This window comes from Sphingomonas nostoxanthinifaciens (assembly GCF_019930585.1).
Taxonomy (GTDB): domain Bacteria; phylum Pseudomonadota; class Alphaproteobacteria; order Sphingomonadales; family Sphingomonadaceae; genus Sphingomonas_I; species Sphingomonas_I nostoxanthinifaciens.
On the sequence record NZ_CP082839.1, the window covers coordinates 1,454,576 to 1,477,360 of the forward strand.

The window sequence follows — 22,785 nt, forward strand, 5'->3', positions numbered from 1 at the left end:
CCTTGGCGGGACGTCATCGGTCACATAGCTGGTCCTGGTCACAAATCCAGACCGGAGACATTCAATGAAGCTTCTGCACCTCGATTCCAGCATCACGGGCGAAGGATCGGCCAGCCGCGCCATATCGGCGGCTGTCGTCGAACGCCTGCGGGAAACGCATGCGGACCTCGATGTCGTCTACCGCGATCTTGCGGCCGAGCCGCTTCCCCACATGACGCTCGATACCTTCCTCACGCTGGATACGGGCGAAGACGTGCAGCAGTTTCTCGACGCGGACATCGTCGTGATCGGTGCCGGTTTCTACAATTTCACGATTCCCAGCCAGCTCAAGTCTTGGATCGACCGCATCGCGGTGAGGGGCAAGACCTTTGCCTATGGCGAAAACGGCCCTGTCGGTCTCGCCAAGGGCAAGCGTGTGATCGTCACGCTCGCACGCGGCAACGTCTATGGCGAGGGCTCTCCCTACGTCGCGTACGAGCATGCCGAAACATTGCTTCGCTCGATCTTCACCTTTGTCGGCGCGGATGTTGAGTTCATCGTTGCCGAGGGGCTCGGGCGCGGCGAGGATGCGCGGCGCGTGGCCATCGACGGCGCCCTCCAGCAGGTCCGTCACATGATACCAAGTTTTGCCGCGCCTGCGGCAATGGCCCTCTAGCCACCCGCGCGTTCACGGTCTGGGTGCAAGCCTGGACCGTGAGTAGCGTAGAGAGTGCTCGACCTCAGCGGTCGGGGCACACCGGATGCCGGGATACACCTGATTATTGCCATCTGCGAGCCGCATCTTCTTGAGATCAATTGTTGCTGACAAGCAGCGGCAAAAGCCTAGGATCTTGGCGAGGAGATCTGATGGCCGATTTGCAGTTCGAGGAGGCTCTGGGCATTGGGCGGGTGCTGTCATCGGTTCAGATGACCATGCTGCTGGACATGGACGCGTGGCCGCCAGATCGGCGGAGGGACTATAACGTCGAGGAACTGCTCTGGAAGGAACTGATCGAGGCGTCTCCGGAGACAATCTCGGGATATGCGCTGACCCAGCGCGGCGAGCGTGTCAGGCTTGCCCGCCGTTTGCGTGATGTCGATGCGGTCACGCTCTTGCGGATCTTCAATCGCACAAACGGGGAAAGCGATTTCGCCGTGCAGACACTGCGTGAAATCGAGGATCGAAGGCTCGATTTCTGATTGCTGCCGAGGGCGTGAGTTCTTTCGCCACGGCGGTTGCGACCGATATCAAGCGACGCCGCGCATTGCCCGGACGGGGCGGATATAGCGCGCCTGAGGAGCGCATCCTACGGCCCGGCGTGATCTGCAATCCGTGCTTGCGTTAACCGACGTCGGTCGTTGATGGGCGCTCTGCGCTCGGAGGATGATGATATGCGGCCGCTGCTAGACTTGGTCCTCTTGAAGGCGACCTGGCTCGTCGCGCTGCTCGCATTGGTCGCTTGGTTCACCTTCCTCTACTACATGGTCGGTGACGTCCTCTAACGCCGCTTGGTGGGTTCTGCTCGGCTTGAAATTTGGTTGCGGTAATGCGGGCAGCGACCATTCGCTTCCCGCCGAATTTGCTGCGATGGAGCATCGCGGGTTCCGCGAGATGGCCGACGCCCGTCAGTCCGGCAAGGTTGCAGTTTGGCGCATGGCCTCGCCAAGCGCGAGTGCCGCCGACGTGGCAAGGTTCATCGAGCGCACCTGCGGTCGCATCGGAATGCGCAACCGTACCTCGCAGGCGTCGGCCACGGGCGGCGGAACGCCCGCGCTTTCCTTCCCGAAAAGCAGGACGTCGTCGCTCCTGAAGTCGAAATCATAAGCCGATCGCGTGCTCTTCGTGGTGAACAGCACCAACCTTTGCGAACCGATCGTCGCCCTGAAGGCGTCGAAGCCGGCATGGCGCGCAACGACGACGTGGTCGATATAGTCCATGGCGGTCCGGCGCACCCTGCGATCATCCCACGCAAACCCCATCGGTTCGATGAGGTCTACCGCCGCCCCCAGACACGCGCCGAGCCGCAGAACGGCGCCGACATTCCCCGCAATCTCGGGTTCGAAAAGAGCAATGCGCATGGGAGTTGATTGGCGCCAGCGGAGCAGGGGGGCAAGCCGAAGATATGTTCAAACGGGCGATATCGTTCAGACATCGCAGGAGCCGACGTCCACATGCGAGCCTGACCAGCGATCGTCACGGCCCGGTTCGCCGGTTCAGGCGGCGGTGTTCAGCAGCCAGCGTTCGGTGCCTTCCAGGCCGACGGCGGTGAGGACGTCGCTGGCATAGGCGCCGGTGTCGATGCCGATGCGGTTGCGGCGCATTTCGGGTGCAGCGCTGATCGTGTGGCCGTGGACCACCACCGCGCCATGATCCTCGTCGCTGTCGAGGAATGGCTGGCGGATCCAGCGCACATCCTCCGGCGCCTGATCCTCCAGCGGCACGCCCGGACGGATGCCGGCATGGACGAACAGATAATCGCCGACCTGGATCGCGTCGCCCATGCCGCGCAGGAAGGCGCGGTGCGTCTCCGGGACATGCGCCAGGATCGCCGACGGCGGATAACGGTCGGCAAGGTCGAGCATCAATTGCGGCGTGCCGTAACTCTCGAACGTCTCGCGCCCGCCATAGCGCAGGAAATGCGCCATCGCTTCCTCGCTCGGCCGGTCGATCAGTCGCAGCAGCATCTCCTCGTGATTGCCCATCAATTGGTGGAAGCGTGCGAACGGCGGCGTATCGCGCAGGAAGAAGTCGATCACCTGCGCCGATTCCGCGCCCCGGTCGATCAGGTCGCCGAGCATCACGACGTGCGTCTCGCTGGGCTGGCGCGCCGCATCGTCGGCGGCGATGCGCTCGATCAGCAACGTCATCAGATCGAAGCGGCCGTGCACGTCGCCGATCGCGTAGATGCGCATACCCTCCGGCACCGCCGCGACCGCCTGCGGCGGCGCACGCCGGCCGAGCCCGAACAGGCGCATCGCCGCTAGCTTCGCGGCGCCGGCCGTACCGGCGGCAGCGCGTTGCACAGATCGACCGCGCCGGCGGGATGGCGGAAGAAGGCGTCGTCGCGATTGGCGCGCAGCTTCACCCACGCGGCGAAGCTCGCGCTTTCGGGCCGCAGCCACTGATAGGCCGGTCGCTCGGCTGGCGGCAGATCGGCGGCGATCCGCACGCGAGCGATGGCGACGCGCTGCTTCGGATCGGCGTAGAAGCCGAGCGCCCCGCTGCCGCGCGGCAGCGCCGACAACAGTTCCATCCCCGCCACGACCCGCCCGACCAGCGCGACGTTGCGATCCAGCGCGCGCGGCGCATGGCCGATCACGGCATAGAGTTCCTGGCCGTTGCCGGTGTCGGGCGCCATGTCGCGGCCGACGCCGACGATGCCATAGCAATGCGTCATCCACGCTCGATCGCCGTCCGCTGCGACCGGGAACGCGCCGACGAAGCCGGTCGCGGGCGCATAGGAATCGCGATAGGGGAGCGGCACCGGCGTCAGGCCGGCAGCCGCCCTGTCATATTCGGCGGCCGGGTGGGCGACGATGCCCGGCGGCGACGGCTTGTGCCCGTCGGCATCGCCCCATTGCGTGACATAATCGTCCTGCACCCGATCGATCGCGAGCCCGTCATACCAGCCGGCGCGCGCGATCGTCCGGATGTTGGCCACGTGGACAGGCGCGAATTCGGGCGCGAGCGCGATCGCGACCTGGCCGCCGCCCGCGAGGTCGATCAGCAGCAGATCCTCGGGCGCGACCGGTGCCCAATCAGCCGTCGGCGCACGCTCGACGATCATGCCCGGCGTCACGGGATCGGCCGTCGGCGCGGAGGTGGCGAGCAGGCTTGCGGCGAGCAGCGAGAATGGCGTGCGGATCATCGGCGCGAAGCCTGCCACGATGGCGCGCCTTGCGAAAGGGGCGGCCGCACGATAGGGGCGCTCTCCGGCGGATGGAGCGGTGGCCGAGTGGTCGAAGGCGCTCGCCTGGAAAGTGAGTATGGGTCAAAAGCCCATCGAGGGTTCGAATCCCTCCCGCTCCGCCACCTTTTGTTCCGTGAACGTCCGCAGACGTTCACTTTCCCTCTGAGATCATGCTATGCCGCGCCTACGGGGCGGGGCTGGTGTTCACATCTGTTCGCAGGCGTTCACCCCCTCGCATGGTCAAATCCATGGCATCGGCATGGCCGATCCATGGTATGGGGGAACGAGCGTGCTGACGGACGCAAAAATCAAGGCAGCGAGACCTCGCGAAGCGGCCTATAAGCTGGGGGACAGCGGCCAGCTTTTTCTCCACGTCACCCCCGCCGGGGGCAAGCACTGGCGCATGAATTACACCTACGGGCGGAACGAGGCAGGCCGTCCAGCGCAGAAAACACTCAAGCTTGGCCCTTATCCGGCGCTGACGCTGCTCGACGCTCGCAAGCGGCGCGACGAGGCCAAATATCAACTCCGCGATGGTCGAGACCCGGCGGTAGAGCGACGCGTCTCGACGAAGGCGCGGACGGCGGAAACTGAGAATACGTTCGAGATCGTCGCTAGGCGCTGGCACGATCTGCGTCTTCCGACGTGGTCTGCCATACATGGTATGGACGTGATGCGTAGCCTTGAGCGCGACGTGTTCCCGGCGATCGGCGATCTGCCTATCACGGTCATCGATTCGGCGAAGGTGCTGGAGACGTTGAGCGCGATCGCGGCGCGCGGCGCGGTCGAGACGGCCCACCGCATTCGGCAGCGCATCAGCGATGTCTACGTCTATGCCATCCCCGCCGGCCTAGCGAAAAGTAATCCAGCCGCGGATCTGGTGAAGGCGTTGCCGAAAGTGCCGCGCTCGAAGAAGCAAGCCTCGATCATCGATCGCCTTGAGGATCATGGCGACCAGCTGCGCGCGGTGCGTCAGATGGTGATCGATTGTGAGGCTGAGCGGTGCCGGGCGGCTACCAAGCTCGCACTGCGGCTGCTTGCGCTGACCGCAGTGCGGCCGAACGAAATTCGCGGCGCGCGGTGGGACGAGCTCGAGGACGTGGAGGCTCGCTTTGGCCATGTGAAAGGCGAGCGAGTTCAGATCAACCAGCCAGCATGGCGCATCCCCGCCGCCCGCATGAAGGGCGATCAGGAGCGTAAAGCCGAGGAAGGCGGCGATCATATCGTGCCGCTGTCCACGCATGCGTTGGCCGTCATCAACGCGCTGCGCCCTCTCACCGGCGGCTACCAGTTGATGTTCCCGAGTGAGCGCCACGTGCACCACCCGATCAGCGAAAACACTCTGCGCGCGCTGCTCATTCGCGCGGGCTATTACCAGCGCCACGTGCCGCATGGCTTTCGCGCGGCTTTCTCGACGATCATGAACGGGCTGTTCCCGGCCGATCGCGCCATCATCGACCTCATGCTGGCGCACGTGCCAAAGGACAAGGTCGAGAGCGCCTACAACCGAGCTGCGCATATGGCTCGTCGGCGCGAACTAGCGCAGGATTGGGGTGATCGATTGGTTGGGGACATGTGGACGCCAGACGCATACGTTGGTCAGCCGATTAGGTGGGCTGCGACGGGGCGGGGCAGGCTGTGAACGACTAAGAACGTTTGCGGACAAGCGCGAACTGGTGCAATCTGTCGCTGGCTTGCTATGCGTGCCTTAGGTTCTTATATTGTTCTATAACTACGTGCACGCGTCCGCGTGCACGCATCGCCGGTGGAGGGCCTGATGCCTGACTATACGCCTGCGGCAGTAGCGAACGCCTTTGTTGAAATAGCGGGGCACGCACTGCCCCAGATGAAGCTGCAAAAGCTGACCTACATCGCTCACGGATGGAACTTGGCCATCAGCGGTGAGCCGCTAGTCAACGATCAGCCGGAGGCCTGGGATAATGGGCCTGTTTTTCGGTCAATTTGGGATCGGATGCGTGATCTTCCCAATGGCTCTGGTGGTAAGGTCAAGGATTACGACAACTCTATTCCGATGGCGGAGTTCACTCGCAACGAGAGAGCCATCATCGATCACGTTTGGCGGAAATACGGCGGAAAATCTGCGTACGAACTTTCAGAAATGACGCACCAGCCCGGCACGCCATGGACTCACGCTTACTATCAGCGTGGACGGAATGCCAAACTTCGTAACGAAGAAATTAGGGAGCATTACCTCGCACTTGCGAGAGCCGGCAGACAGGCAAAGGCGTAAGGGAGCCACTTGTGGCAGGGGAGCAGTACGACGACAGCGCTCAGCGAGCGTCCTTACAGGACCTCGACCGAGCTCCCGTCTCGCTGCCGCAGCCGGAGGGCACGCCGGATAACGCTAACGACCTTGCCATCCTTAGGGAGCGCTTCAATGAGGTGGTCCAGGACCGCGATCGAATTCAGGGCGAATTCGACGCTCTCAAGCGTGGAAGCTCGACGATCGCCGAATTAGATAAATTAATCGCCCCCTCTGCCAAAAAAGCATTCAATTATATGTCCGTTTACTCGGTGGGTGTATTTTATCTGCTTGTGATGGATGGCTGTCACTTCCACGGATTTGACTTGCAAGAGAGTGTTCTAGATTTCCTCGTGGGGAGCACGGCGGTCACGGTGCTTGGTTTGGTAGGCATGGTCCTAACCGGCATATTTATTGGGGCACGTCGTGCCGTCACAAAGTAATGGCGGCCTGCAACCCGTTGCCCAGCCGTTTCTCCCCGAGCAATACACCGCGTACGGAGGAAAAATGTCGCCACCAAATTGGCGCGATCCCGCCCGATCGACACATTGACTCGCGAAACTGGCGAAGCTAATCTTCCCCTCATTTATCCGGGGGGATGATCAATGCACACAATGGCAAAGCAACTACTTCGTGGAGGACTGATCTCCTTGAGCCTTGCTGGTCATGGCTTGCAGGCCCAGAACCACCCAAAAATACCGATGCAAGGCGCGCCGACGCTCCGATCCACAGACGAAAGCACTATCAATAACGCTGAGGTGCAAACATCTACGATCCAAGGCGCTAGCCCGAGTGGAACAGTTAGTTATAAGGTAGACTATTCGGTATCGCTTTTTTGGCGAGCCGACCAGACTAAGCCTCATTGGAATTTTATCTGTACGATCGACATTAAAAACGTTGTTCTTAGCCGCTATCTTTCAAAGAAGACGAGCACTGGATGGGATGTCGTAGACACCGAGGATTTTAAACGGGCGGATCACCATCAGGTTGATCAAAACAACTGTAATACCAGTAAGAATAATTACATAATGCCGACGGTAAGTCGGTTCGAGACTGCCGGCGGGTGGAACGAAGAAATCACCAAAGATTGCAAATACATCGACGCCACGTACGGGACACACATGTGCCTGCATGGCCCACACCGAAAGCCTATTTAAGAGCCGTGCCGACACTTTTCGTTTGCACGCGACGCTAGCTGCTTCATGGCCCACGCCGAAACCTCTTGCTCGCTCCAACGGCTTGATGACGATCCCACGGGCTTGCACGCGCGAGGAAACCTGCCGTCGCGCATCAGCTTATAAATCATCGTCTTCCCTATCTTTGCGATCTGGATGACCTCTGGCAGCTTGAGCAGGCGATCTTCGGCGCCGAGCAGTACTGCCCGCGTGGGAAGGGTTTCAGCTGCGCCCGCGCGCTTAGCGGGCCGACGGGGAGCCGTCGCGCCGGCGGCGGCGCTCATGCCTCGCCCTTCCATGCGCCGCACATCCCGTCATGGCAGTCGTAACCGCCCCGGAAGCGCAGGAGATCTTCCGGGGGCGACACGGGGCGACCGCTGAACCAGACATGGCCTCCCAGCGATCGCTCGTGCCCGCAATCCAGCCTGATAATGGTCGAACGAGGTTGGCGCTCGGCTGCGACTATGGTGCGCCTCATGCGGGCTCCTCCGGCCAAGGCCAAGGCTTGCCGCCGAACAGCAGCTCTTCGAGCTTCGCGATGATGATTGAAAGCGCGGCGAGCGGCACCAATGCGGATCCCGCCGTCCATCCGTCACCCTGGGCACGCACGCGCACGGCATCCATCGCCGCGTGCAGCCATTCGTCAGGCGTCCCGATCGCAGGTGATAGGCTGAAGAGCGCGGCCTCGGCCTCGAGCAATGCCGCAAGCCGCGCGCTCTCACGCGCGCGTTGCTCATCGAGGTCATAGGAATCGGGATGCTTTCGGTCGTCCATTTTAATCTCCTATTGGTCGATCCGAACGGGGAGGCCTCGCGGCGGCCCGTTCGGATCGCCGGCACTGCTGAGGAGGGGCGGGTCAGCTGCGCCGGATCTCGATTGGTCAGGCGGGGTCGAACAGCGCGATGAGCGCTTTGCGTTCGTCGGCGGTGAGCCGGTGGATGTCAGCTTTTCGCGTTAAGCGATCGAGCATATCCATCTGGACGGACGACGGGCCAGCAACGAACCGGGTGCCCTCTTCGATCTGGCGCTTCCACCAGAGATAATCCGCCACGGACAGCTGCAGCCCGAACGGCTTTTCCTCATTCGCGGCTGTCCGTGCCCGCACCCCGCCCAGTGTGCCGAACGCTTGGCACACCTCCGTCGGGATGGTCTCAACGAGATCGCGATAGAAAACGAGGAAGGCTTTATGATCGGCCTCGTTCCGCGCGTCTGCGCCGGACACCAGATCCGCCACCGCCTTGAATATGCTCGACTTCAGCATGTTGTCGTTCCTTGTATTGGTAGCACCGGTTCATCGACCGGCGCGGCGTTGAAAAGATCTCGGAAGGTGCCCCACGCGCGAACGGCGTCCATCGCCCGAGCCCGCCGGGTGTCGGCGTCAGGGACAGGGCTTTGCGCGTAGGTGTCGTGAAGATCGAGCATGGCCATGTCATAGGTGGCCCAAGCGACGTCGACCGTCGGCGCGGCGGTGCCATCGCGGCTCACAGCGCATAGACCGGGAAGTGGCTCATCAGGTCGGCGATGGCCTTCGCGGTGTAATTGAGCGGCTGGATCAGCATGGGAAAGGCATCTCCTCTCCCGACCCGCGCCACTCGCCGCACCAGGACGTGCCGAAAATTGCCGGGAAAAGGGTGGCGTCCGACACTGCGAACACGTCGGCCGCATCATTGCTTTCGATCTGATTGCCGAAAGCGGGACCGCGGATCGACATGCTCGCGACGTGCTCTACAATCCTCGGGGGATTGCGCCGGCACCAGCCGAAGGCAGAGTCGCCGTTGGCCTTGACTTGATCGGCCATGCCTCGGCCTGCCAGCCAGTACCGGCAGTTGTCGCAGCGCTCAGCCATGCGAGGCGCTCCGCATTCCCGCGAGCGCCCGGAGCGCCCCGATCGCTAGTTCCGCGGTCCAATCCCTGTCCGCGGAGGCCGGAAGAAGGCCGATATTGGCGGCTTCGATAGCCCCATGGTCGGCGGCGTCGATCGAACTGTAGTGGAGCATCAGCCACACCCGCGCCTCGACAGCCCGCGGCGAGCATTCGGCCGTGCGGGTGATGGCATCCTCGGCGAAGTCGATCAGCGCCCAATGCGGGGCGTCGTCGGCCTCAAACCCGCTACCGTTGATGGCACCCAGCGCCTCTCGCCATGCGGCGAAGGCCATCTCGATCGGCGCTGTAAGGCTGCGCAACTCGACCCAACCGTTCGCGTGGCGCTCGCCGAAGGTCTCGACCACGCGACGGATCGCCCGCGCTGCGCGGGGGCAGCGCACAGCAGTCAGGATCGCCCTCGTAGCGCGTTCGATCTCGCAATCGTTTGCCTCGTCTTGGCCCCATGCCGGAGGCAGGTCACCTGCGGGAGTGAGAGTGCCGTCCGGCTCGATAAGCATGCGACCCTCGATCGCGAGAAAGTCGTGCACCACGGTATGGACCGCCCGCCCAACCTCCCCACATTCGGCATCCGAAAGCGTGCCATCCCCGTCCCCGATCAGCGCCTCGAGCAGTTGGCCGCGGAAGCCGGCCGTGCGCAGGTGCGCGAAAAGCCGGTTAGCGACTTCGATCCGGCTTCCGAGATAGGCGGGCTCTTCGCCATCGACTCCATGGCTGACCACGATGGTCGGCCAAATGCCGTCCCACATGAGCGACACCGACCCGCCAGTCGCCGCGAGCAGGCGCAACCACACGGGGCGGTAAGACTCCCAGCCGGTGGCGGCGGCCACATCAAGCCACTCGACCATCTGCTCGACCGATGCCGGCTCGGCCGGCACGAGGCCATCGACCACGAGCGGCCGATCGACGATGCAGCGGTGCTCGCCCATCAGTGCGCGTCCCGCAGGGGCGCCGGCTGGTAGATGCCGACGATCGGGCCGAGCAGCATGTCGAACATGCCGTGCTCGTAGATCGGCCCTTCGGTACGCGCCGACAGGCGAACGCCGCGATAGAGGCGCGATCGCAGGTCGCGATACGCCCAATGCTCGGGCTGGCGCGGGTGAGGGAAGACCATCACCACGTTCCGTTCGCAGCGCATCCGCACCGGATCGTTGTCGCGGAAGCGGTCGGCCACCATGCGGTTGGGCGTGCAACTTGGCGGCCGCTGCCGTTCGAAGCAGTACAGACCCGGTGTCAGCGCAGCTTCGCCGCGACCAACGCGGTCGTGCCAAGTCTCGTCGTAGACCGCCACCTCGCCCTGCCGAAGCATGTGGGAGCCGGCGTCATCGCCGAGGATGGGCACCACGCCGAAGCCAGGTTCAATTTCATTGAAGATCCTGAGCTTTAAGCCATCCAGCTCGGGAAGGTCGTCGTGTGTCAGCGTCATGGCGCGCTGCGGACGCGTCAAGTGGGCAATGGCGGCCATAGCCGGTTCTCCTGCAAGTGGAGCAGGAGAAGGGCTGGCCTCTGACCCCTATTCGCGGGCGGTCAACAGCGCTGGCTTTTCCTGCTTAGGAACCGACCAGCGTGCCGTGCCAAACGGGCATACCAGAGCGTCTCCGTGCACATAGAATGTGCGCGGGCGCTAACATTGTCAACGGTGATTTTAGCGTTGGCGCTAATAGGCTAGATCGCTCGGCCGAACCATACCGGCCGTCCGACAATGCGGATGTCGGCTTCTCGCACTTCGTATGGGCTGTAACGCTCATTTGCGGAGAAAATGCGGAACCATCCGCGCTTGCTCGGCAGACGCTCGATCAGTTTGACAACGTAGGTCTCGCCATCCCAGAGCGCGAATGGCCCAGGCTGGGCCGGATTAACGTCGCGGCGATCTACAAGTATCTGGTCTCCATGGTAGAAGTCAGGGGTCATACTGTCACCGCGCACGTCGATCAGAAGCATATCAGCCGCCGTTCCGCGAAGTCGTTCTTCAATCAAATTTCGGGGTATTAACGCGGTTTTCACTTCCCCATCGCCAAAGCCGCCACCTCCCATTCCTGCATACGATGGCAATACCTCCACCTCAGCGTATGCCGAGAGATGTTCATCTTTTTCAAGCTCGAAGAAATCGGGAAACGTCAGGGCGAGCGCCTGCATAGTTGGAGCTTTCAGGCTCCAACCTTCTCGCCCGTGTGCGATGCGGGTCAGCGTTGATGGCGACAGCCCAGCTTTCCGCGCGATGGCAGTCGGTGAGAGGCCCGTCCGCTCAGAAAGGCGGCCGATCATATCGCGGTGGCTGCTGTAATCCATGCCACCACAATAGCGCGGACGCTAATGCCTGTCTCCAAAATAGGTGGTTAACGTGTGCGCGCTTGCGCATTAGCGCGGACGCACATACTATGTGCGCATGTCGAAAATCGAAATCTTGAGCAGCCGGGCTCGCCAAGCCGGCATGTCGATGGCGCAGGTTTGCGCTGCTGCTGGTGTGGCGGAGTCGACCGTGTCACGGGCCAGATCCGGCGCCGATATGAAGATGGGCACATACGATAAGCTCGAAGGCATTATTCGGGCGCGCGAAGCCACCCTCCCCGAACACGCTGGGTAACGCCCGTGACGGGGTCCGGCCGGCCGTCCGGTCAAAGCAGCTGGGACGACCTGACGGTCGCGGACAGCGCAGTCTCGCCTCCGCTCACATCGTCAGATTGCGATCTGCGCGATTTCGGGCGCATCATGATCGACATCACCCGGCTGTTCGGCTCGACCTTCAACGCCAAGGCTTCGCGCAACCCCCTCGCATGGATGCTGGGCCACAAACTTTGGTATCGAAGCTGGCATCAGGTGCCGGCCGCATCGCTGCCGGACGATGATGATGAGCTTTGCTATCTAGCAGAACTGGGCTTCGACCGTGTCACATGGGACAGCGCGCGCGAATTAGCGATGCACGGCTGGGAGCGCTGCTCCGACGGCAGACTCTACCACCCCGTCGTCGCAGAAGCGGCACGCGAGGCATGGGATCGCAAGCTGAAGAAACGCCATGGGTCGCTCTGTGCCGCCATCAGGAAGCACAACGAACGGCACCCTGAAGGCAAGATCGAGACCCCAGATTTCGAGCAATGGCAAGCACTTGGGCGGCCTGAACGCGTCACGGATATGTCACGCGTGACAGGGGGTAAGCGGTCACGCGGACGTCACGCGGAAAACAGCTCCAAGGGACAGGGACAGGGACAGGGACAGGGACAGGGACATTCTTATAATAGCCCTACGGGAGGCGCCGCTAAGCGCGGCACCCGCATCGATGCCGATTTCGCCATGGCCCCTGACTGGCTGGCGTGGGCAACCGGCCGCGGTCCGAAGGACGGCAACCTGACCCAGCAGGCGGCTGAGCTCCAGTTCGCGATGTTCGTCGACCATTTCGCGGCGATATCCGGCAAGGCGGGGGTGAAGCTCGATTGGTTCGGCACGTGGCGCAACTGGTGCCGCCGTGCGCCGGATTTCGAACGGCGAAAGCCGCAGGCCCGCGACCGCGAGTATCTCGGCATATGACCTCGCTTGACCGCCAAAGCGTGACCGAGAAGCTCGCGCACGAAGGCATTCGGCCCCGCAACCACGGCGAGGGCAACCAGAAGCTTACCTGCCCGAAATGCTCGCACACGCGACGGGACAAGTCCGACCCATGCCTGTCCCTCACGATCAGCCATGACGGAGCCGTGTGGAAGTGCCACAATTGCGAGTGGTCGGGTGGAGTATATGACCGCGACCCGCATGAGCGTTGGCACGCCGCACCGCCTGCCCGGCCCCCAGTGCGGATCGACCGCCGCCCGGAATCCCTGCCTGCCCACGCGATCGCTTTTTTTGCCGATCGCGGGATCAGCGAGGACGCGCTGCGCTTCGCGGATGTGGGTTGGTCGACCGCGCGCTCGGCTGTGATGTTCCCCTACCGCAAGCCGGGCGACACAGCGCTCTGCAACGCCAAGTTTCGCAAATTGCCGAAGGATGGTTTTTCGCAGATCAAGGACGGCGAGAAGGTCTATTGGCTGCTCGACAAGCTGGACGTGGCTGTGAGCGCCGAGCTTATCATTGTCGAGGGCGAGATGGACGCCCTATCCCTGATCGAGGCGGGGATACCCAACGTTCTGTCAGTGCCCGACGGCGCGCCTAAAACGGTCGGACAGGGCGACCAGCATGCCAAGAAGTTCTCGTTCATCCCGACGTGCGACCAGTGGATTGAGCCGTTCGAGCGCATCGTCGTCGCCACGGATGCCGACGGCCCCGGCGAGGCGCTCGCGGAGGAACTTGCGCGCCGGTACGGAAAGGATCGGTGCTGGGTCGTTAAATGGCCGGCGGGGATCAAGGATGCCAACGAGTATCTGATCCAGCACGGCAAGGTCGCGCTCGGCGAGTGGTGTCGTAAGTCGAAGCCATGGCCCATCGAAGGGCTTTACGACGTTTCCGACTATCGCGATCAGGTGCTGTCACTGTTCTGGCAAGGCCGGGCGCGGGGCGTATCGACCGGCTTTCCCTCTCTCGACCCCCTTTACACAGTTGCGCCCGGTCAGCTCACCGTCGTCACCGGGATCCCGAACAATGGCAAGTCCGAGATCATCGATCAGTTCATGGTGAACCTTGCCAAGCGCGAGGGGTGGACGTTCGGCATCTGCTCATTCGAGAACGAGCCACCAGAGCATATCAGCAAACTCGTCGAAAAGTGGATCGGGATGCCGTTCTGGGATGGTCCAACGGCACGAATGACCTCGTTCAACCTAGAAGCGGCAATAGAAAAGATCGAGGATCACTTCCGCTTTATCCGCAACGAGGGGCAGGACGGTCCAACGATCAAGTGGATCCTGGACATGGCCCGGCAGCTCGTGAAGCGTTACGGCATTCTTGGGCTGGTCATCGACCCGTACAACGAAATTGAACACCGGCGCCCGGGGAACATGACCGAGACTGAATACGTCTCGCTGATGCTGGCGGAAGTGACGCGCTTTGCAAAGCTGCACGGCGTCCACGTCTGGTTTATCGCCCACCCAGCGAAAATGAAACCTGATGATCGAGGCAAGGTCTCACCCCCAAGCCTCTACGACATCAGCGGCTCGGCCAACTTCGTCAACAAGACCGACAACGGTCTCACGATACACCGCGGCGAACGGGACGGCACCACAGACGTGTTCGTGCGGAAGGTGCGCGCGAAGTGGGTGGGCCAGCGGGGCCGCGCAACGCTCGGATATGATCGCGTCACCGGACGATATTCCGACCTAGGTGAGACCAGTCTCGAAGGAGGGGCAAGTGGGAACGGACGATAGCATTATGGGCGGCGGGTTGCCCGACTCTCGGCTCGGCATCGAGCGCCCCGCGCCCCCAGTGCAAATTGGGCGGCGATGGGGGATATGGATATACGGCGAGCATGCCGGGCCATTCCTCGGTGCGATGCCGGCGCACGCGGTCCAATCCACCGATCCCGGCGATAGCGCATGGGATTTCTCGCTTTCTTCCGTTGCCTCCGGTCGAGATCTGCTGCGCCTCATCGACGATCTTCGGCATAAGAGCTGGGTTCGGCGCGTCGATATCGGTGATCTGATGATCGCTCTGAACGATATCGGTCTCTTCGAGCCTTACTGGTGAGCGCGGACGAAAACCGTACGCGCTTGGCAGTCTTCCTCGGGGAGTTGCGCGCGGGCGCTGATCTGGCGTCGGCCACGGTCGTCTCGGGGATGACCGAGCAGGAGGGCCGCGACCAAGCGGCTGCAGAGGCGCGCGGCGAATATGCCGACGCCGGCGTCGTCGAGCCGAACTGGTCGGCTGCCGGCGGGGTGCTGACGCTGAATGGTGAAAACGGCGAGGAGATCGACCTCGATGTCGATTGGGAGCGAATGCATTGAACACGAAAGGCATTAGGGGCGCTCTCAAGGGGCAGACGAAGCCGCGCGGCGGCAAGGCCGTCGAGCGGGTGGAGACACCAGCCGACGAGCCGATGCAGGAACCCACGGACGAGCAGCAGGCGCGTTACAGCTTCTCGCGCGGCCAGATCCGCGACGAGGGCATCAAAATCGGCTTCGCCTATCGTCGGGTGCCGTTGGTCGAAAGCCTGGCCAAGAAGATCGGCCTGTCGACCACCGATCTGATCGCGCTCCGCTACTACCGCAACGCCTACGAGCGGGCAGATAGTTCGCCGACCAAGTCCTGCCTCGACGTCGGCGCCGGCGGCGGCGGCGGAAACGGGACGGAAAGCCGGGCAATGGCCGCGATCGAGCGCGGGCTGTCGGCGCGGCTCATCGTGGACCGATGCGAGACAGCGATCGGCCGGCACGTCGGCACGTTCCGGGCCGTCGCGGTGTTCGACCGATCGTTCAGCAACATCGCGATGGATCGGTTCGGCAGCCGCAAGCAGTCATGGCTTGTCGATGAAACGCCTGCGGGGCCGAATGGCATACCGCCAGCTCGCAAGGTGTTCCGCGAGAAGCTGGTGCCGATATCCGGTCGGCACCGCCAGATCGTCGCCGACGAGTTCATGTCCAGCCTGCGCGGACTGACGGCGCTGGTTAGCGGCTATCGTGGCACCGCCGGCACCGGCAATGTCAGCGAGCGCCCCGTGATGAGCATCGCCCGCAACCCTGTATCGTCGGCCATCGCTGCGGCGATCATGCGCACGCCGGCGCCAGCCGGCATCTGGGTTGCCGAAGCAACGCTGGGCGACGTTGCCCGCGAGCATGGCGCCGAACCGGAGGATCTGGCGGAATTGCACGGCGTGCCGCTCATGGTCCGGCCCGACTGGATTTGGGGCTGGCTGCTCTGCGTCGCGGAGGAAGAGAGTTGCGCCGGGGCAACGGAAGTGGCATAAGGACCACATCAGAGATTGCGCCCAGCGCAGATCAAGCCCGCCGCAAGCGGGCTTTTTCGTATCTGCTTTCCACGAGCCGAAGGAACATCCGATGTCGAACGCCCTGCGTCTCGCTGCCCTGTCGGCTGCGCTCCTGCTGGCCGCCTGTGAGACCACGTCCACCTTTGATCGCAACCCGGCGAACGTGGTGGACAATGCGCCGTGCTCGACCACCGACGGCACGCCCTGCAAGTGACCCAGCGGCGCGTCGTGGTGACGCCCGCCCAACTCGACGACGCCATCAGCCGCCTCTCGCGCCTGTTATACAGCAACAGCGATCCCGAGCGGTTCAGCCATGAGAAGCTGGACCTGGTGCGCGAGATGCGCGGCTGGAAGCGCTGACGATGCGCCGAGGCGCGCCTCGGCTGCGCACCATGCCGTCCCGCCTCGGCTCTGTGCCCTCACGCTTGGCATCAGTGCCTGTGGACGGCGCCGGCAAAGAGCGCGAGCGCATGGCGTTCAACCCGCTGCGCCACCTCTACAAGACCGCCGAATGGCGGCGCCTGCGTTGGGCGACGCTGGTCCGGGATGCTTTCACCTGCCAGCGCTGCGGCCGCATCGAGGGCGATAGCTCGAAGCTGGTGGCCGACCATCGCAAGCCGCACCGCGGCGACCTCGTCCTGTTCTGGGATGACACCAACATCCAGTGCCTCTGCAAGCCGTGCCACGACGGCGCGAAGCAGCGCGAGGAGCAGGCTGCGGCTTACCGATAACGGCTTGCTGGGAAGCCGACGGCGTCACGCGCTGCCTGCGCCATCTGGTGTGCGAAACGACGCTCAGCGCCCCTTGGTCGCCCATTGGCGCGGCGATTGAGACCCCAGGGGCGGGTCAAAAGTCCGGCGACCCTCGACGCCGTAGACCGCCCCTCGCCCCACGCACAGAAAAAATTCCGGTGGACGGTTGGGGGTGCGAACCTGAGCGGGAAAGCGATATTTGATGGCAACCCGCAAAACGACTGTCGACTGGCAGCGCATCGAAATCGAATACTGTTCGGGCGAAGACTCGATCAGAGAAATAGCCGATCGGCACGATATTTCCGACACGGCTATTCGGAAGCGGGCAAAGGTGGAAAAGTGGGTTCGCAAGGTTCGCACCGCGAACAGGCGCGAACCTGAGCGCCAGCCACCGCCGCCCGCGCCAATCGACCCGGAAACGCCGGTCGACGCCGCTGCGATAGCCGATGGCGGGCGCGCACTGGTCGCGCGGATGCTCGACGAGCTGGACGTCGTCACCAGCCACCGCGGCGAACTGGAGGATATGATCCTTCAGGCCACCGAAGATGATGACGACGCCGCCCGCCGGGATGGCATGATGCGCGCTGTCGGCTTGGCCGGCCGCGCGAACACCATGAAGACGCTCGCTCTGGCCCTGAAAACGCTGAACGAGGCCGCCGCGCCGCAGGGCAAGAAGGCGCAGCAGCAGGACAAGGCGAATGAGATCGCCAGCCGCTTCCGCCCCATTGGTCCGCCGACGCTCAAAGCTGTGAGCTGATGCCCGTCTGGACGACGGCGTGCCCGGACTGGCGGGAGCGCATCACGCACCGCCGCTCGCTCATCCCGTTCGATCCGCTGTTCCCGGACGTGGCAGACGCCAAGATGGCGCTGTTCACCTCGTTGCGGCTGATGGACGTCACCGGCCAGCCGACGATCGGTCAGGCGTGCGACCAATGGCTGCTGGACTATGCCGCCGCGCTGTTCGGGGCATACGATCCCGAGCTGGGCGAGCAGATGATCAAGGAGACGCTGCTCCTCGTCTCGAAGAAGAACACCAAGTCGACCATCGCCGCCGGCCTGATGCTCACGGAGCTGGCGCTGGGATGGCGCCACGAAGACGAAAACCTGATCTTGGCCCCAACGAAGGAGGTCGCCGACAACTCGTTCAAGCCCGCCGCGGCGATGATCCGAGCCGACGAGGATCTGTCGGCGCTCCTGCACATCCAGGATCATATCAAGCTCATCACCAACCGCTCGACCAAGGCGACGTTGAAGGTGGTGGCCGCGGACAGCGCCACCGTGTCGGGCAAGAAGGCCAGCCGCGTGCTGGTCGACGAACTGTGGCTGTTTGGAAAGGTCGCGACGGCCGATTCGATGTTTCAGGAAGCCACCGGCGGGCAGGCATCACGCCCCGAGGGCTATACGATCTACCTGACGACGCAGTCGGACCAGCCGCCGCAGGGCGTGTTCAAGACCAAGCTGACCGAATATCGCCAGATCCGCGACGGCAAGGTGATCGCGCCGACCAAGCTGCCGGTCCTTTACGAGTTTCCGCCCGAGATGATCGCGGCGAACGAGCACATCGACCCGGCCAACTTTTACGTCACCAACCCGAACCTCGGCCGATCGGTCAGCCAGACCTGGCTGCAGACGAAATTCGACGAAGCTATGCGCGCGGAGATGTCCGAGCGGCAGGTCTTCTTCGCGAAGCACCTCAACGTCGAGATGGGCGTCGGCCTGCTCCACGATGCATGGGCGGGGGCCACCTATTGGGCGGCGGCGGCCGCGCCAGCGGAGATTTGGAACGGCACGCTCGAGCATTTCCTCGAGATTTGCGAGGTGGTCGTCGGTGGCATCGATGGCGGCGGCCTCGACGATCTTCTCGGCCTCTGCCTGCTCGGCCGGCACAAGGTCACGAAGCAGTGGCTCGCATGGTGTCACGCCTGGGCGCAGCCCGACGTCTGGGAACGCCGCAAGGACATCGTCAGCGCGCTGGAAGGCTTCATTGCCGACCGCGACCTGACGAAATGCGAGGATCCGACTGACGACATCCGCGGCGTCGCCGACGTGCTGCAGCGCGTGCTCGATGCGGGGCTGTTTCCGGATGAATATGCGGTCGGGCTCGACCCCCAAGGCGTCGCCGCACTCATCGACGAACTGTCCGCGCGAGGATTCACGTCCGATCACCTGAAGGCGGTTGCGCAGGGCTTCCGGCTGAACAGCGCCGTGATCGGCAGCGAGCGCAAGCTCAAGGACAAGACCCTTCTCCACGCCGGCCAGCGCCTCATGGCTTGGTGCGTCGGCAACGCGAAGGTCGAGCAGCGAGGTAACGCCGTGCTGATCACAAAGCAGATCGCCGGCAAGGCGAAGATCGACCCGCTGATCGCGCTGTTCGATGCCGTCATTCTCATGTCGCGCAATCCGGTGGCGAATGCCGTCGATATGGACGCCTTTCTCGCGGCCGGGGCGATGCACGCATGAGCATCTTTCAGGTCGTCACCGGCTGGCTTCGGACCGGCACGGCGGAGGGGCAGCCGGCAAAGCTGGACGGCCCGAAGAAGATCTTGCGGGGCGATGGCGGAACATACGCCGCGAAGCCGGTGACGCCCGAAACCACGCTGACGCTCTCCGCCGCGTGGGCCTGCACCCGGTTGAACGCCCGCACTATCGGGTCTCTTCCGCTGAAGTTGTTTCGTCGGACCAGCGCGCTGGAGCGCGCGCCGGCTGAAGATCACCCGCTTTACGACGTGCTGGCCAACGCGCCGAACCCTGACCAGGACGCCATGGAGTTCTGGGAAGGCCAGATCACGGCGCTGAACCTGCGCGGCAACGCCTATGCCCGCATCGGGCGCCGCGGCGACGGCAACGTGGTCGCGCTCTGGCCGATCTATCCCGACGCGGTGACCGTCTATCGGGACGCGAACAACGAGCGGCGCTACCGCGTGTGGAACGGCCGATCGAACGACGATCTGCCCGAGAGCGAGATTTTCCACCTCCGCGGCTTTGGCGCGGGCGGCGATATGGGTCTGTCGCCGATCAGTTTCGGCCGGCAGACGCTCGGCACCGCGCTGGCGGCGGAAGAGGTGGCCGGTACGACGTTCGCGAACGGCCTTCAGCTGTCGGGCTTCGTCGAGGATCAGCAAGGCGCGCGCACCACGCAGGAGCAGCGCGAGCAGCTCGTCGAGCTGTTCAAGAAATTCGCGGGCTCCACCCAGACCGGCAAGGTGATGCCGCTCCCGCCGGGCATGAGGTTTTCGGCGCTCGGCATGAGCCCGGAGGATGCCCAGCTGCTCGATACGCGGCGTTTCTCGGTCGAGGACATCTGCCGCTGGTTCGGGGTGTTCCCGATCCTCATCGGCCATGCCTCGCAGGGCCAGACCATGTGGGGCAGCGGCATCGAGCAGCTGGTCCTGTCGTGGCTCACCCTCGGCCTCGGGCCGGAACTGACGCGGATCGAGGGGCAAATTCGCCGCCAGCTGCTCCGTCCGGTCGACCGGAAGACCTATTACGCAGAGCATATCGTCGAGGGGCTGCTGCGCGCCGACAGCGCCGCGCGCGCCGCGCTCTATTCGTCGCTCGGCCAGAACGGCGTGATGAAGCGCAACGAGATGCGCGCGAAGGAAAACCTGCCGCGCGATCCGAGCCCCGGTGCCGACATGCTCACGGTCCAGTCGAACCTCATCCCGGTCGATCAGCTCGGCCATGTGCCGGCGGCAGCGAGCGACCAGGTCCGCTCGGGCCTCATGAATTTGCTCTTCGGCGGCGACATCGACGCGCTGGTCGATGCCCGCGTGAAGGCGGCGATGATGGGCCACAATGGCGGCCCCAGGTTGGAGGATTGATATGCTGCTGACCAAGAACAGCGGCGCGCTGCTCGACATCAAGGCGCTGAACGACGACGGCACCTTCGAGGGCTACGGCTCGGTATTCGGGAACGTCGACAGCTACGGCGAGGTCGTCGAGCCCGGCGCGTTCACCGCCAGCCTCGTCGATGCGCGCCGCAAGGGCCGCTCGATCAAGCTGCTGTGGCAGCACGATCCGGCCCAGCCGATCGGCACCTGGGACGACCTCGCCGAGGACAGCAAGGGCCTCTACGTCAAGGGCCGGCTCCTGAAGGACACGGTGCCGCAAGCGGCATCGGCCTATGCGCTGCTCAAGGGCGGCGCGCTCGACGGCCTGTCGATCGGCTATCGCGTCGTCGAGGCCGCGCCGCATGCCGACAAGCAGGGCATCCTGTCGCTGAAGAAGCTCGACCTCAAGGAGGTCAGCCTCGTGACGTTCGCCGCGAACGATCGCGCGCGGGTCGACAGCGTCAAGCATCAGATTGCGGCCGGCGGCATGCCGACCGTTCGCGAGTTCGAGGACGCCCTGCGGGAGCTGGGCTTCACTCGATCCAAGGCCGAGGCGCTCGCCACGGCCTGCCTGCCGCACCTTCGGGGGGAGCCCGAGGCGAAGGCGGACGACGACGCCCTGCAGTTTCTCAAGACGCTGCGCGGCTGACCATCCACCCCATCCCGAAGGGATTCCCCATGAGCGAACACAAGACGGTCACCGAACTGGCCGAGGACATCAAGAAGGACTTCGACGGCAAGCTCGACAAGGTGAAGGGCATTGCCGAGCAGGCGCTCGGTAAGCTCGCCGGCGGCGAGGAACTGTCGAAGAAGGCCAAGGAGCTCGCCGACGAGGCGATCACCGGCATGAACACCGCCAAGTCGGCGCTCGACGAGATCAAGACCCGCATCGCGGATCTGGAGCAGAAGGCCACCCGTCCGGGCGGCGGCGGCGCGCCCGAGATCAAGGGTTATGGCCAGCAGCTGGCCGAATCGGAGAAGCTGAAGTCCTTCGTCGAGCGCGGCGCACAGGGCTCGACCCGCATCGAGCTGAAAGCGATCACCACCTCGGCGGGCTCCGCCGGTGGCATGATCGTCAGCCAGCGCGAGACGGAGATCGTCGGCATTCCGAAGCGGCCCGACATCATCCTGCGCGATCTGCTGACGGTCGTGCCGATCGCCACCGGCTCGGTCGACTATCCCAAGCAGACCACGCGGACCAATGCCGCCGCGCCGGTCCCCGAGGGCACGACCAAGCCGTACAGCAACTACGGCTGGTCCCGTGTGACCGCGAACGTGCGCACGCTCGCCCACCTGGCCAAGCTGACCAAGCAGGCGCTGGACGACGCGCCCCGCCTGCAGGCCGAGGTCGACGCCGAGATGCGTTACGGCCTCGCGCTGGCGGAGGATGCGCAGATCCTGCTCGGCGACGGCACCGGCGAGAACCTGTACGGCCTGATGCCGCAGGCCACCGCCTACGCGCTGCCGGCGGGCGCCACCGCGCCGGCCAACCAGATCGACAAGCTGCGCGCGGCGGTGCTGCAGGCCATCCTGGCCTACTTCCCGCCCGACGGCATCGTGCTGAACCCGATCGACTGGTACAACATCGAGATCACGAAGGATGCGGCCGGCGGCTACATCTTCGCGAACCCGCAGGGTGTCGCGGGTCCGGTGCTGTGGGGCAAGCCGGTCGCGCAGACCGTCTCGATGACGGTCGGCGCGTTCCTCACCGGCGCGTTCAAGCTGGCCGCGACCCTCTACGATCGCGAGACCGTCGAGGTGCTCATCTCGTCCGAGAATGCGGACGACTTCGAGAAGAACCTGCTGACGATGCGCGCGGAGGAGCGCCTGGCGCTCGCCGTGAAGCGCTCCGCAGCGCTCATCAAGGGCACCTTCTAATCCGCTGACCCCTTGCGGATGACCCTGGCGGGCGGCTGGCGACGGCCGCCCGTTCTTTCTGGAGAACCCACCATGTCGAAATTCACGACGCTGGAAGCCCATATCGGCGACCGGCCCCACGATCCGTATCAGCCCGGCGAAACTCGCGAGGTCGACGACGACAACATGGTCAAGCACCTGGTCGATACCAAGGTGCTGGGCGAGTACGACGCCAAGGCCGAGACGGCCTTCAAGAACAAGGCCGAGGGCAAGGCCGAAAAGACCAAGGCCGCCTGATC

Annotated in this window: 30 protein-coding genes and 1 tRNA gene; 20 read left to right on the forward strand and 11 right to left on the reverse strand. The window is 63.9% G+C overall.

From position 1 onward, the window contains the following. Window positions 1–64: 64 nt before the first annotated feature. The gene (locus K8P63_RS06910; RefSeq protein WP_223799081.1) at window positions 65–655 is read left to right on the forward strand and encodes an FMN-dependent NADH-azoreductase; all 591 of its coding nucleotides are present in this window, start codon (window positions 65–67) and stop codon (window positions 653–655) included. Window positions 656–846: 191 nt separating this feature from the next. Beyond that, window positions 847–1,179: a hypothetical protein gene (locus K8P63_RS06915; protein WP_223799082.1), complete on the forward strand. Its 333-nt coding sequence runs from the start codon at window positions 847–849 to the stop codon at window positions 1,177–1,179. Window positions 1,180–1,605: 426 nt separating this feature from the next. Here the strand turns inward: K8P63_RS06915 and K8P63_RS06920 are convergent, their stop codons facing one another. The 3 genes from K8P63_RS06920 to K8P63_RS06930 form a co-directional block, all read right to left on the reverse strand. Continuing rightward, window positions 1,606–2,058, reverse strand: a complete 453-nt coding sequence (locus K8P63_RS06920) for a tRNA (cytidine(34)-2'-O)-methyltransferase (protein WP_223799083.1) — start codon at window positions 2,056–2,058, stop codon at window positions 1,606–1,608. Window positions 2,059–2,193: 135 nt separating this feature from the next. Continuing rightward, a complete protein-coding gene (locus K8P63_RS06925; protein ID WP_223799084.1) occupies window positions 2,194–2,955 on the reverse strand; it encodes a metallophosphoesterase family protein in 762 nt (253 codons plus the stop codon). A gap of 5 nt (window positions 2,956–2,960) precedes the next feature. Then, on the reverse strand, window positions 2,961–3,848 hold the full coding sequence (locus K8P63_RS06930) for a peptidylprolyl isomerase (RefSeq protein ID WP_223799764.1): 888 nt from the start codon (window positions 3,846–3,848) through the stop codon (window positions 2,961–2,963). 73 nt (window positions 3,849–3,921) lie between these two features. On the opposite strand from K8P63_RS06930, the gene K8P63_RS06935 reads away from it, so the two are divergent. From K8P63_RS06935 to K8P63_RS06950, 4 genes are all read left to right on the forward strand, one after another. Next, window positions 3,922–4,012: transfer RNA gene (locus tag K8P63_RS06935), tRNA-Ser, on the forward strand. A 137-nt stretch (window positions 4,013–4,149) separates the two neighbouring features. Further along, window positions 4,150–5,532: a tyrosine-type recombinase/integrase gene (locus K8P63_RS06940; protein ID WP_223799085.1), complete on the forward strand. Its 1,383-nt coding sequence runs from the start codon at window positions 4,150–4,152 to the stop codon at window positions 5,530–5,532. A gap of 135 nt (window positions 5,533–5,667) precedes the next feature. After that, complete coding sequence (locus K8P63_RS06945; RefSeq protein WP_223799086.1) at window positions 5,668–6,141, forward strand: Panacea domain-containing protein; 474 nt, start codon at window positions 5,668–5,670, stop codon at window positions 6,139–6,141. 11 nt (window positions 6,142–6,152) lie between these two features. Beyond that, window positions 6,153–6,596 carry a hypothetical protein gene (locus K8P63_RS06950; protein WP_223799087.1) on the forward strand — a complete coding sequence of 148 codons (444 nt, stop codon included), beginning with the start codon at window positions 6,153–6,155 and terminating at the stop codon, window positions 6,594–6,596. A 474-nt stretch (window positions 6,597–7,070) separates the two neighbouring features. Here the strand turns inward: K8P63_RS06950 and K8P63_RS06955 are convergent, their stop codons facing one another. The 8 genes from K8P63_RS06955 to K8P63_RS06990 all read right to left on the reverse strand — a co-directional run bounded on the left by K8P63_RS06955 (window position 7,071) and on the right by K8P63_RS06990 (window position 11,498). After that, window positions 7,071–7,364: a hypothetical protein gene (locus tag K8P63_RS06955; protein WP_223799936.1), complete on the reverse strand. Its 294-nt coding sequence runs from the start codon at window positions 7,362–7,364 to the stop codon at window positions 7,071–7,073. Next, window positions 7,307–7,627, reverse strand: coding sequence for a helix-turn-helix transcriptional regulator (locus K8P63_RS20855; protein ID WP_317629357.1), 321 nt, complete (start codon window positions 7,625–7,627; stop codon window positions 7,307–7,309). The genes K8P63_RS06955 and K8P63_RS20855 overlap by 58 nt, the downstream gene beginning before the upstream one ends. 175 nt (window positions 7,628–7,802) lie before the next feature. Then, window positions 7,803–8,102, reverse strand: coding sequence for a hypothetical protein (locus K8P63_RS06965; RefSeq protein WP_223799089.1), 300 nt, complete (start codon window positions 8,100–8,102; stop codon window positions 7,803–7,805). Window positions 8,103–8,208: 106 nt separating this feature from the next. Further along, window positions 8,209–8,589 carry a hypothetical protein gene (locus K8P63_RS06970; protein ID WP_223799090.1) on the reverse strand — a complete coding sequence of 127 codons (381 nt, stop codon included), beginning with the start codon at window positions 8,587–8,589 and terminating at the stop codon, window positions 8,209–8,211. A 291-nt stretch (window positions 8,590–8,880) separates the two neighbouring features. Continuing rightward, a complete protein-coding gene (locus K8P63_RS06975) occupies window positions 8,881–9,174 on the reverse strand; it encodes a hypothetical protein (RefSeq protein ID WP_223799091.1) in 294 nt (97 codons plus the stop codon). After that, window positions 9,167–10,138, reverse strand: a complete 972-nt coding sequence (locus K8P63_RS06980; protein ID WP_223799092.1) for a hypothetical protein — start codon at window positions 10,136–10,138, stop codon at window positions 9,167–9,169. Before K8P63_RS06980 ends, K8P63_RS06975 begins: the two co-directional genes overlap by 8 nt. Beyond that, the gene (locus K8P63_RS06985) at window positions 10,138–10,674 is read right to left on the reverse strand and encodes a hypothetical protein (RefSeq protein WP_223799093.1); all 537 of its coding nucleotides are present in this window, start codon (window positions 10,672–10,674) and stop codon (window positions 10,138–10,140) included. Before K8P63_RS06985 ends, K8P63_RS06980 begins: the two co-directional genes overlap by 1 nt. Before the next feature lie 200 nt (window positions 10,675–10,874). Next, window positions 10,875–11,498: a S24 family peptidase gene (locus K8P63_RS06990; RefSeq protein ID WP_223799094.1), complete on the reverse strand. Its 624-nt coding sequence runs from the start codon at window positions 11,496–11,498 to the stop codon at window positions 10,875–10,877. A 420-nt stretch (window positions 11,499–11,918) separates the two neighbouring features. Between K8P63_RS06990 and K8P63_RS06995 the strand changes: the two genes are divergently transcribed. The 14 genes from K8P63_RS06995 (at window position 11,919) to K8P63_RS07060 (ending at window position 22,783) form a co-directional block, all read left to right on the forward strand. Beyond that, a complete protein-coding gene (locus K8P63_RS06995) occupies window positions 11,919–12,731 on the forward strand; it encodes a YdaU family protein (protein ID WP_223799095.1) in 813 nt (270 codons plus the stop codon). Further along, a complete protein-coding gene (locus K8P63_RS07000) occupies window positions 12,728–14,491 on the forward strand; it encodes a toprim domain-containing protein (RefSeq protein WP_223799096.1) in 1,764 nt (587 codons plus the stop codon). The genes K8P63_RS06995 and K8P63_RS07000 overlap by 4 nt, the downstream gene beginning before the upstream one ends. Beyond that, entirely contained in the window at window positions 14,475–14,810 is a 336-nt protein-coding gene (locus K8P63_RS07005) for a hypothetical protein (protein ID WP_223799097.1), read from the forward strand. Before K8P63_RS07000 ends, K8P63_RS07005 begins: the two co-directional genes overlap by 17 nt. After that, complete coding sequence (locus tag K8P63_RS07010) at window positions 14,807–15,067, forward strand: hypothetical protein (RefSeq protein WP_223799098.1); 261 nt, start codon at window positions 14,807–14,809, stop codon at window positions 15,065–15,067. The genes K8P63_RS07005 and K8P63_RS07010 overlap by 4 nt, the downstream gene beginning before the upstream one ends. Further along, window positions 15,064–16,026: a hypothetical protein gene (locus tag K8P63_RS07015; RefSeq protein ID WP_223799099.1), complete on the forward strand. Its 963-nt coding sequence runs from the start codon at window positions 15,064–15,066 to the stop codon at window positions 16,024–16,026. The genes K8P63_RS07010 and K8P63_RS07015 overlap by 4 nt, the downstream gene beginning before the upstream one ends. Before the next feature lie 91 nt (window positions 16,027–16,117). Then, entirely contained in the window at window positions 16,118–16,261 is a 144-nt protein-coding gene (locus K8P63_RS07020; protein ID WP_223799100.1) for a hypothetical protein, read from the forward strand. Further along, window positions 16,258–16,407: a hypothetical protein gene (locus K8P63_RS07025; protein WP_223799101.1), complete on the forward strand. Its 150-nt coding sequence runs from the start codon at window positions 16,258–16,260 to the stop codon at window positions 16,405–16,407. The genes K8P63_RS07020 and K8P63_RS07025 overlap by 4 nt, the downstream gene beginning before the upstream one ends. A gap of 110 nt (window positions 16,408–16,517) precedes the next feature. Next, window positions 16,518–16,778: an HNH endonuclease gene (locus K8P63_RS07030; protein ID WP_223799102.1), complete on the forward strand. Its 261-nt coding sequence runs from the start codon at window positions 16,518–16,520 to the stop codon at window positions 16,776–16,778. A 223-nt stretch (window positions 16,779–17,001) separates the two neighbouring features. After that, window positions 17,002–17,556, forward strand: a complete 555-nt coding sequence (locus K8P63_RS07035) for a hypothetical protein (RefSeq protein ID WP_223799103.1) — start codon at window positions 17,002–17,004, stop codon at window positions 17,554–17,556. Then, complete coding sequence (locus K8P63_RS07040) at window positions 17,556–19,259, forward strand: terminase TerL endonuclease subunit (RefSeq protein ID WP_223799104.1); 1,704 nt, start codon at window positions 17,556–17,558, stop codon at window positions 19,257–19,259. The genes K8P63_RS07035 and K8P63_RS07040 overlap by 1 nt, the downstream gene beginning before the upstream one ends. Next, window positions 19,256–20,620, forward strand: coding sequence for a phage portal protein (locus tag K8P63_RS07045; protein ID WP_223799105.1), 1,365 nt, complete (start codon window positions 19,256–19,258; stop codon window positions 20,618–20,620). The genes K8P63_RS07040 and K8P63_RS07045 overlap by 4 nt, the downstream gene beginning before the upstream one ends. 1 nt (window position 20,621) lies before the next feature. Beyond that, window positions 20,622–21,278 (forward strand): HK97 family phage prohead protease, encoded by a 657-nt coding sequence (locus K8P63_RS07050; RefSeq protein WP_223799106.1) that lies wholly within the window; start codon window positions 20,622–20,624, stop codon window positions 21,276–21,278. 29 nt (window positions 21,279–21,307) lie between these two features. After that, complete coding sequence (locus K8P63_RS07055) at window positions 21,308–22,507, forward strand: phage major capsid protein (protein ID WP_223799107.1); 1,200 nt, start codon at window positions 21,308–21,310, stop codon at window positions 22,505–22,507. Between the two features lie 12 nt (window positions 22,508–22,519). Continuing rightward, window positions 22,520–22,783 carry a hypothetical protein gene (locus K8P63_RS07060; RefSeq protein ID WP_223799108.1) on the forward strand — a complete coding sequence of 88 codons (264 nt, stop codon included), beginning with the start codon at window positions 22,520–22,522 and terminating at the stop codon, window positions 22,781–22,783. Window positions 22,784–22,785: the final 2 nt, after the last annotated feature.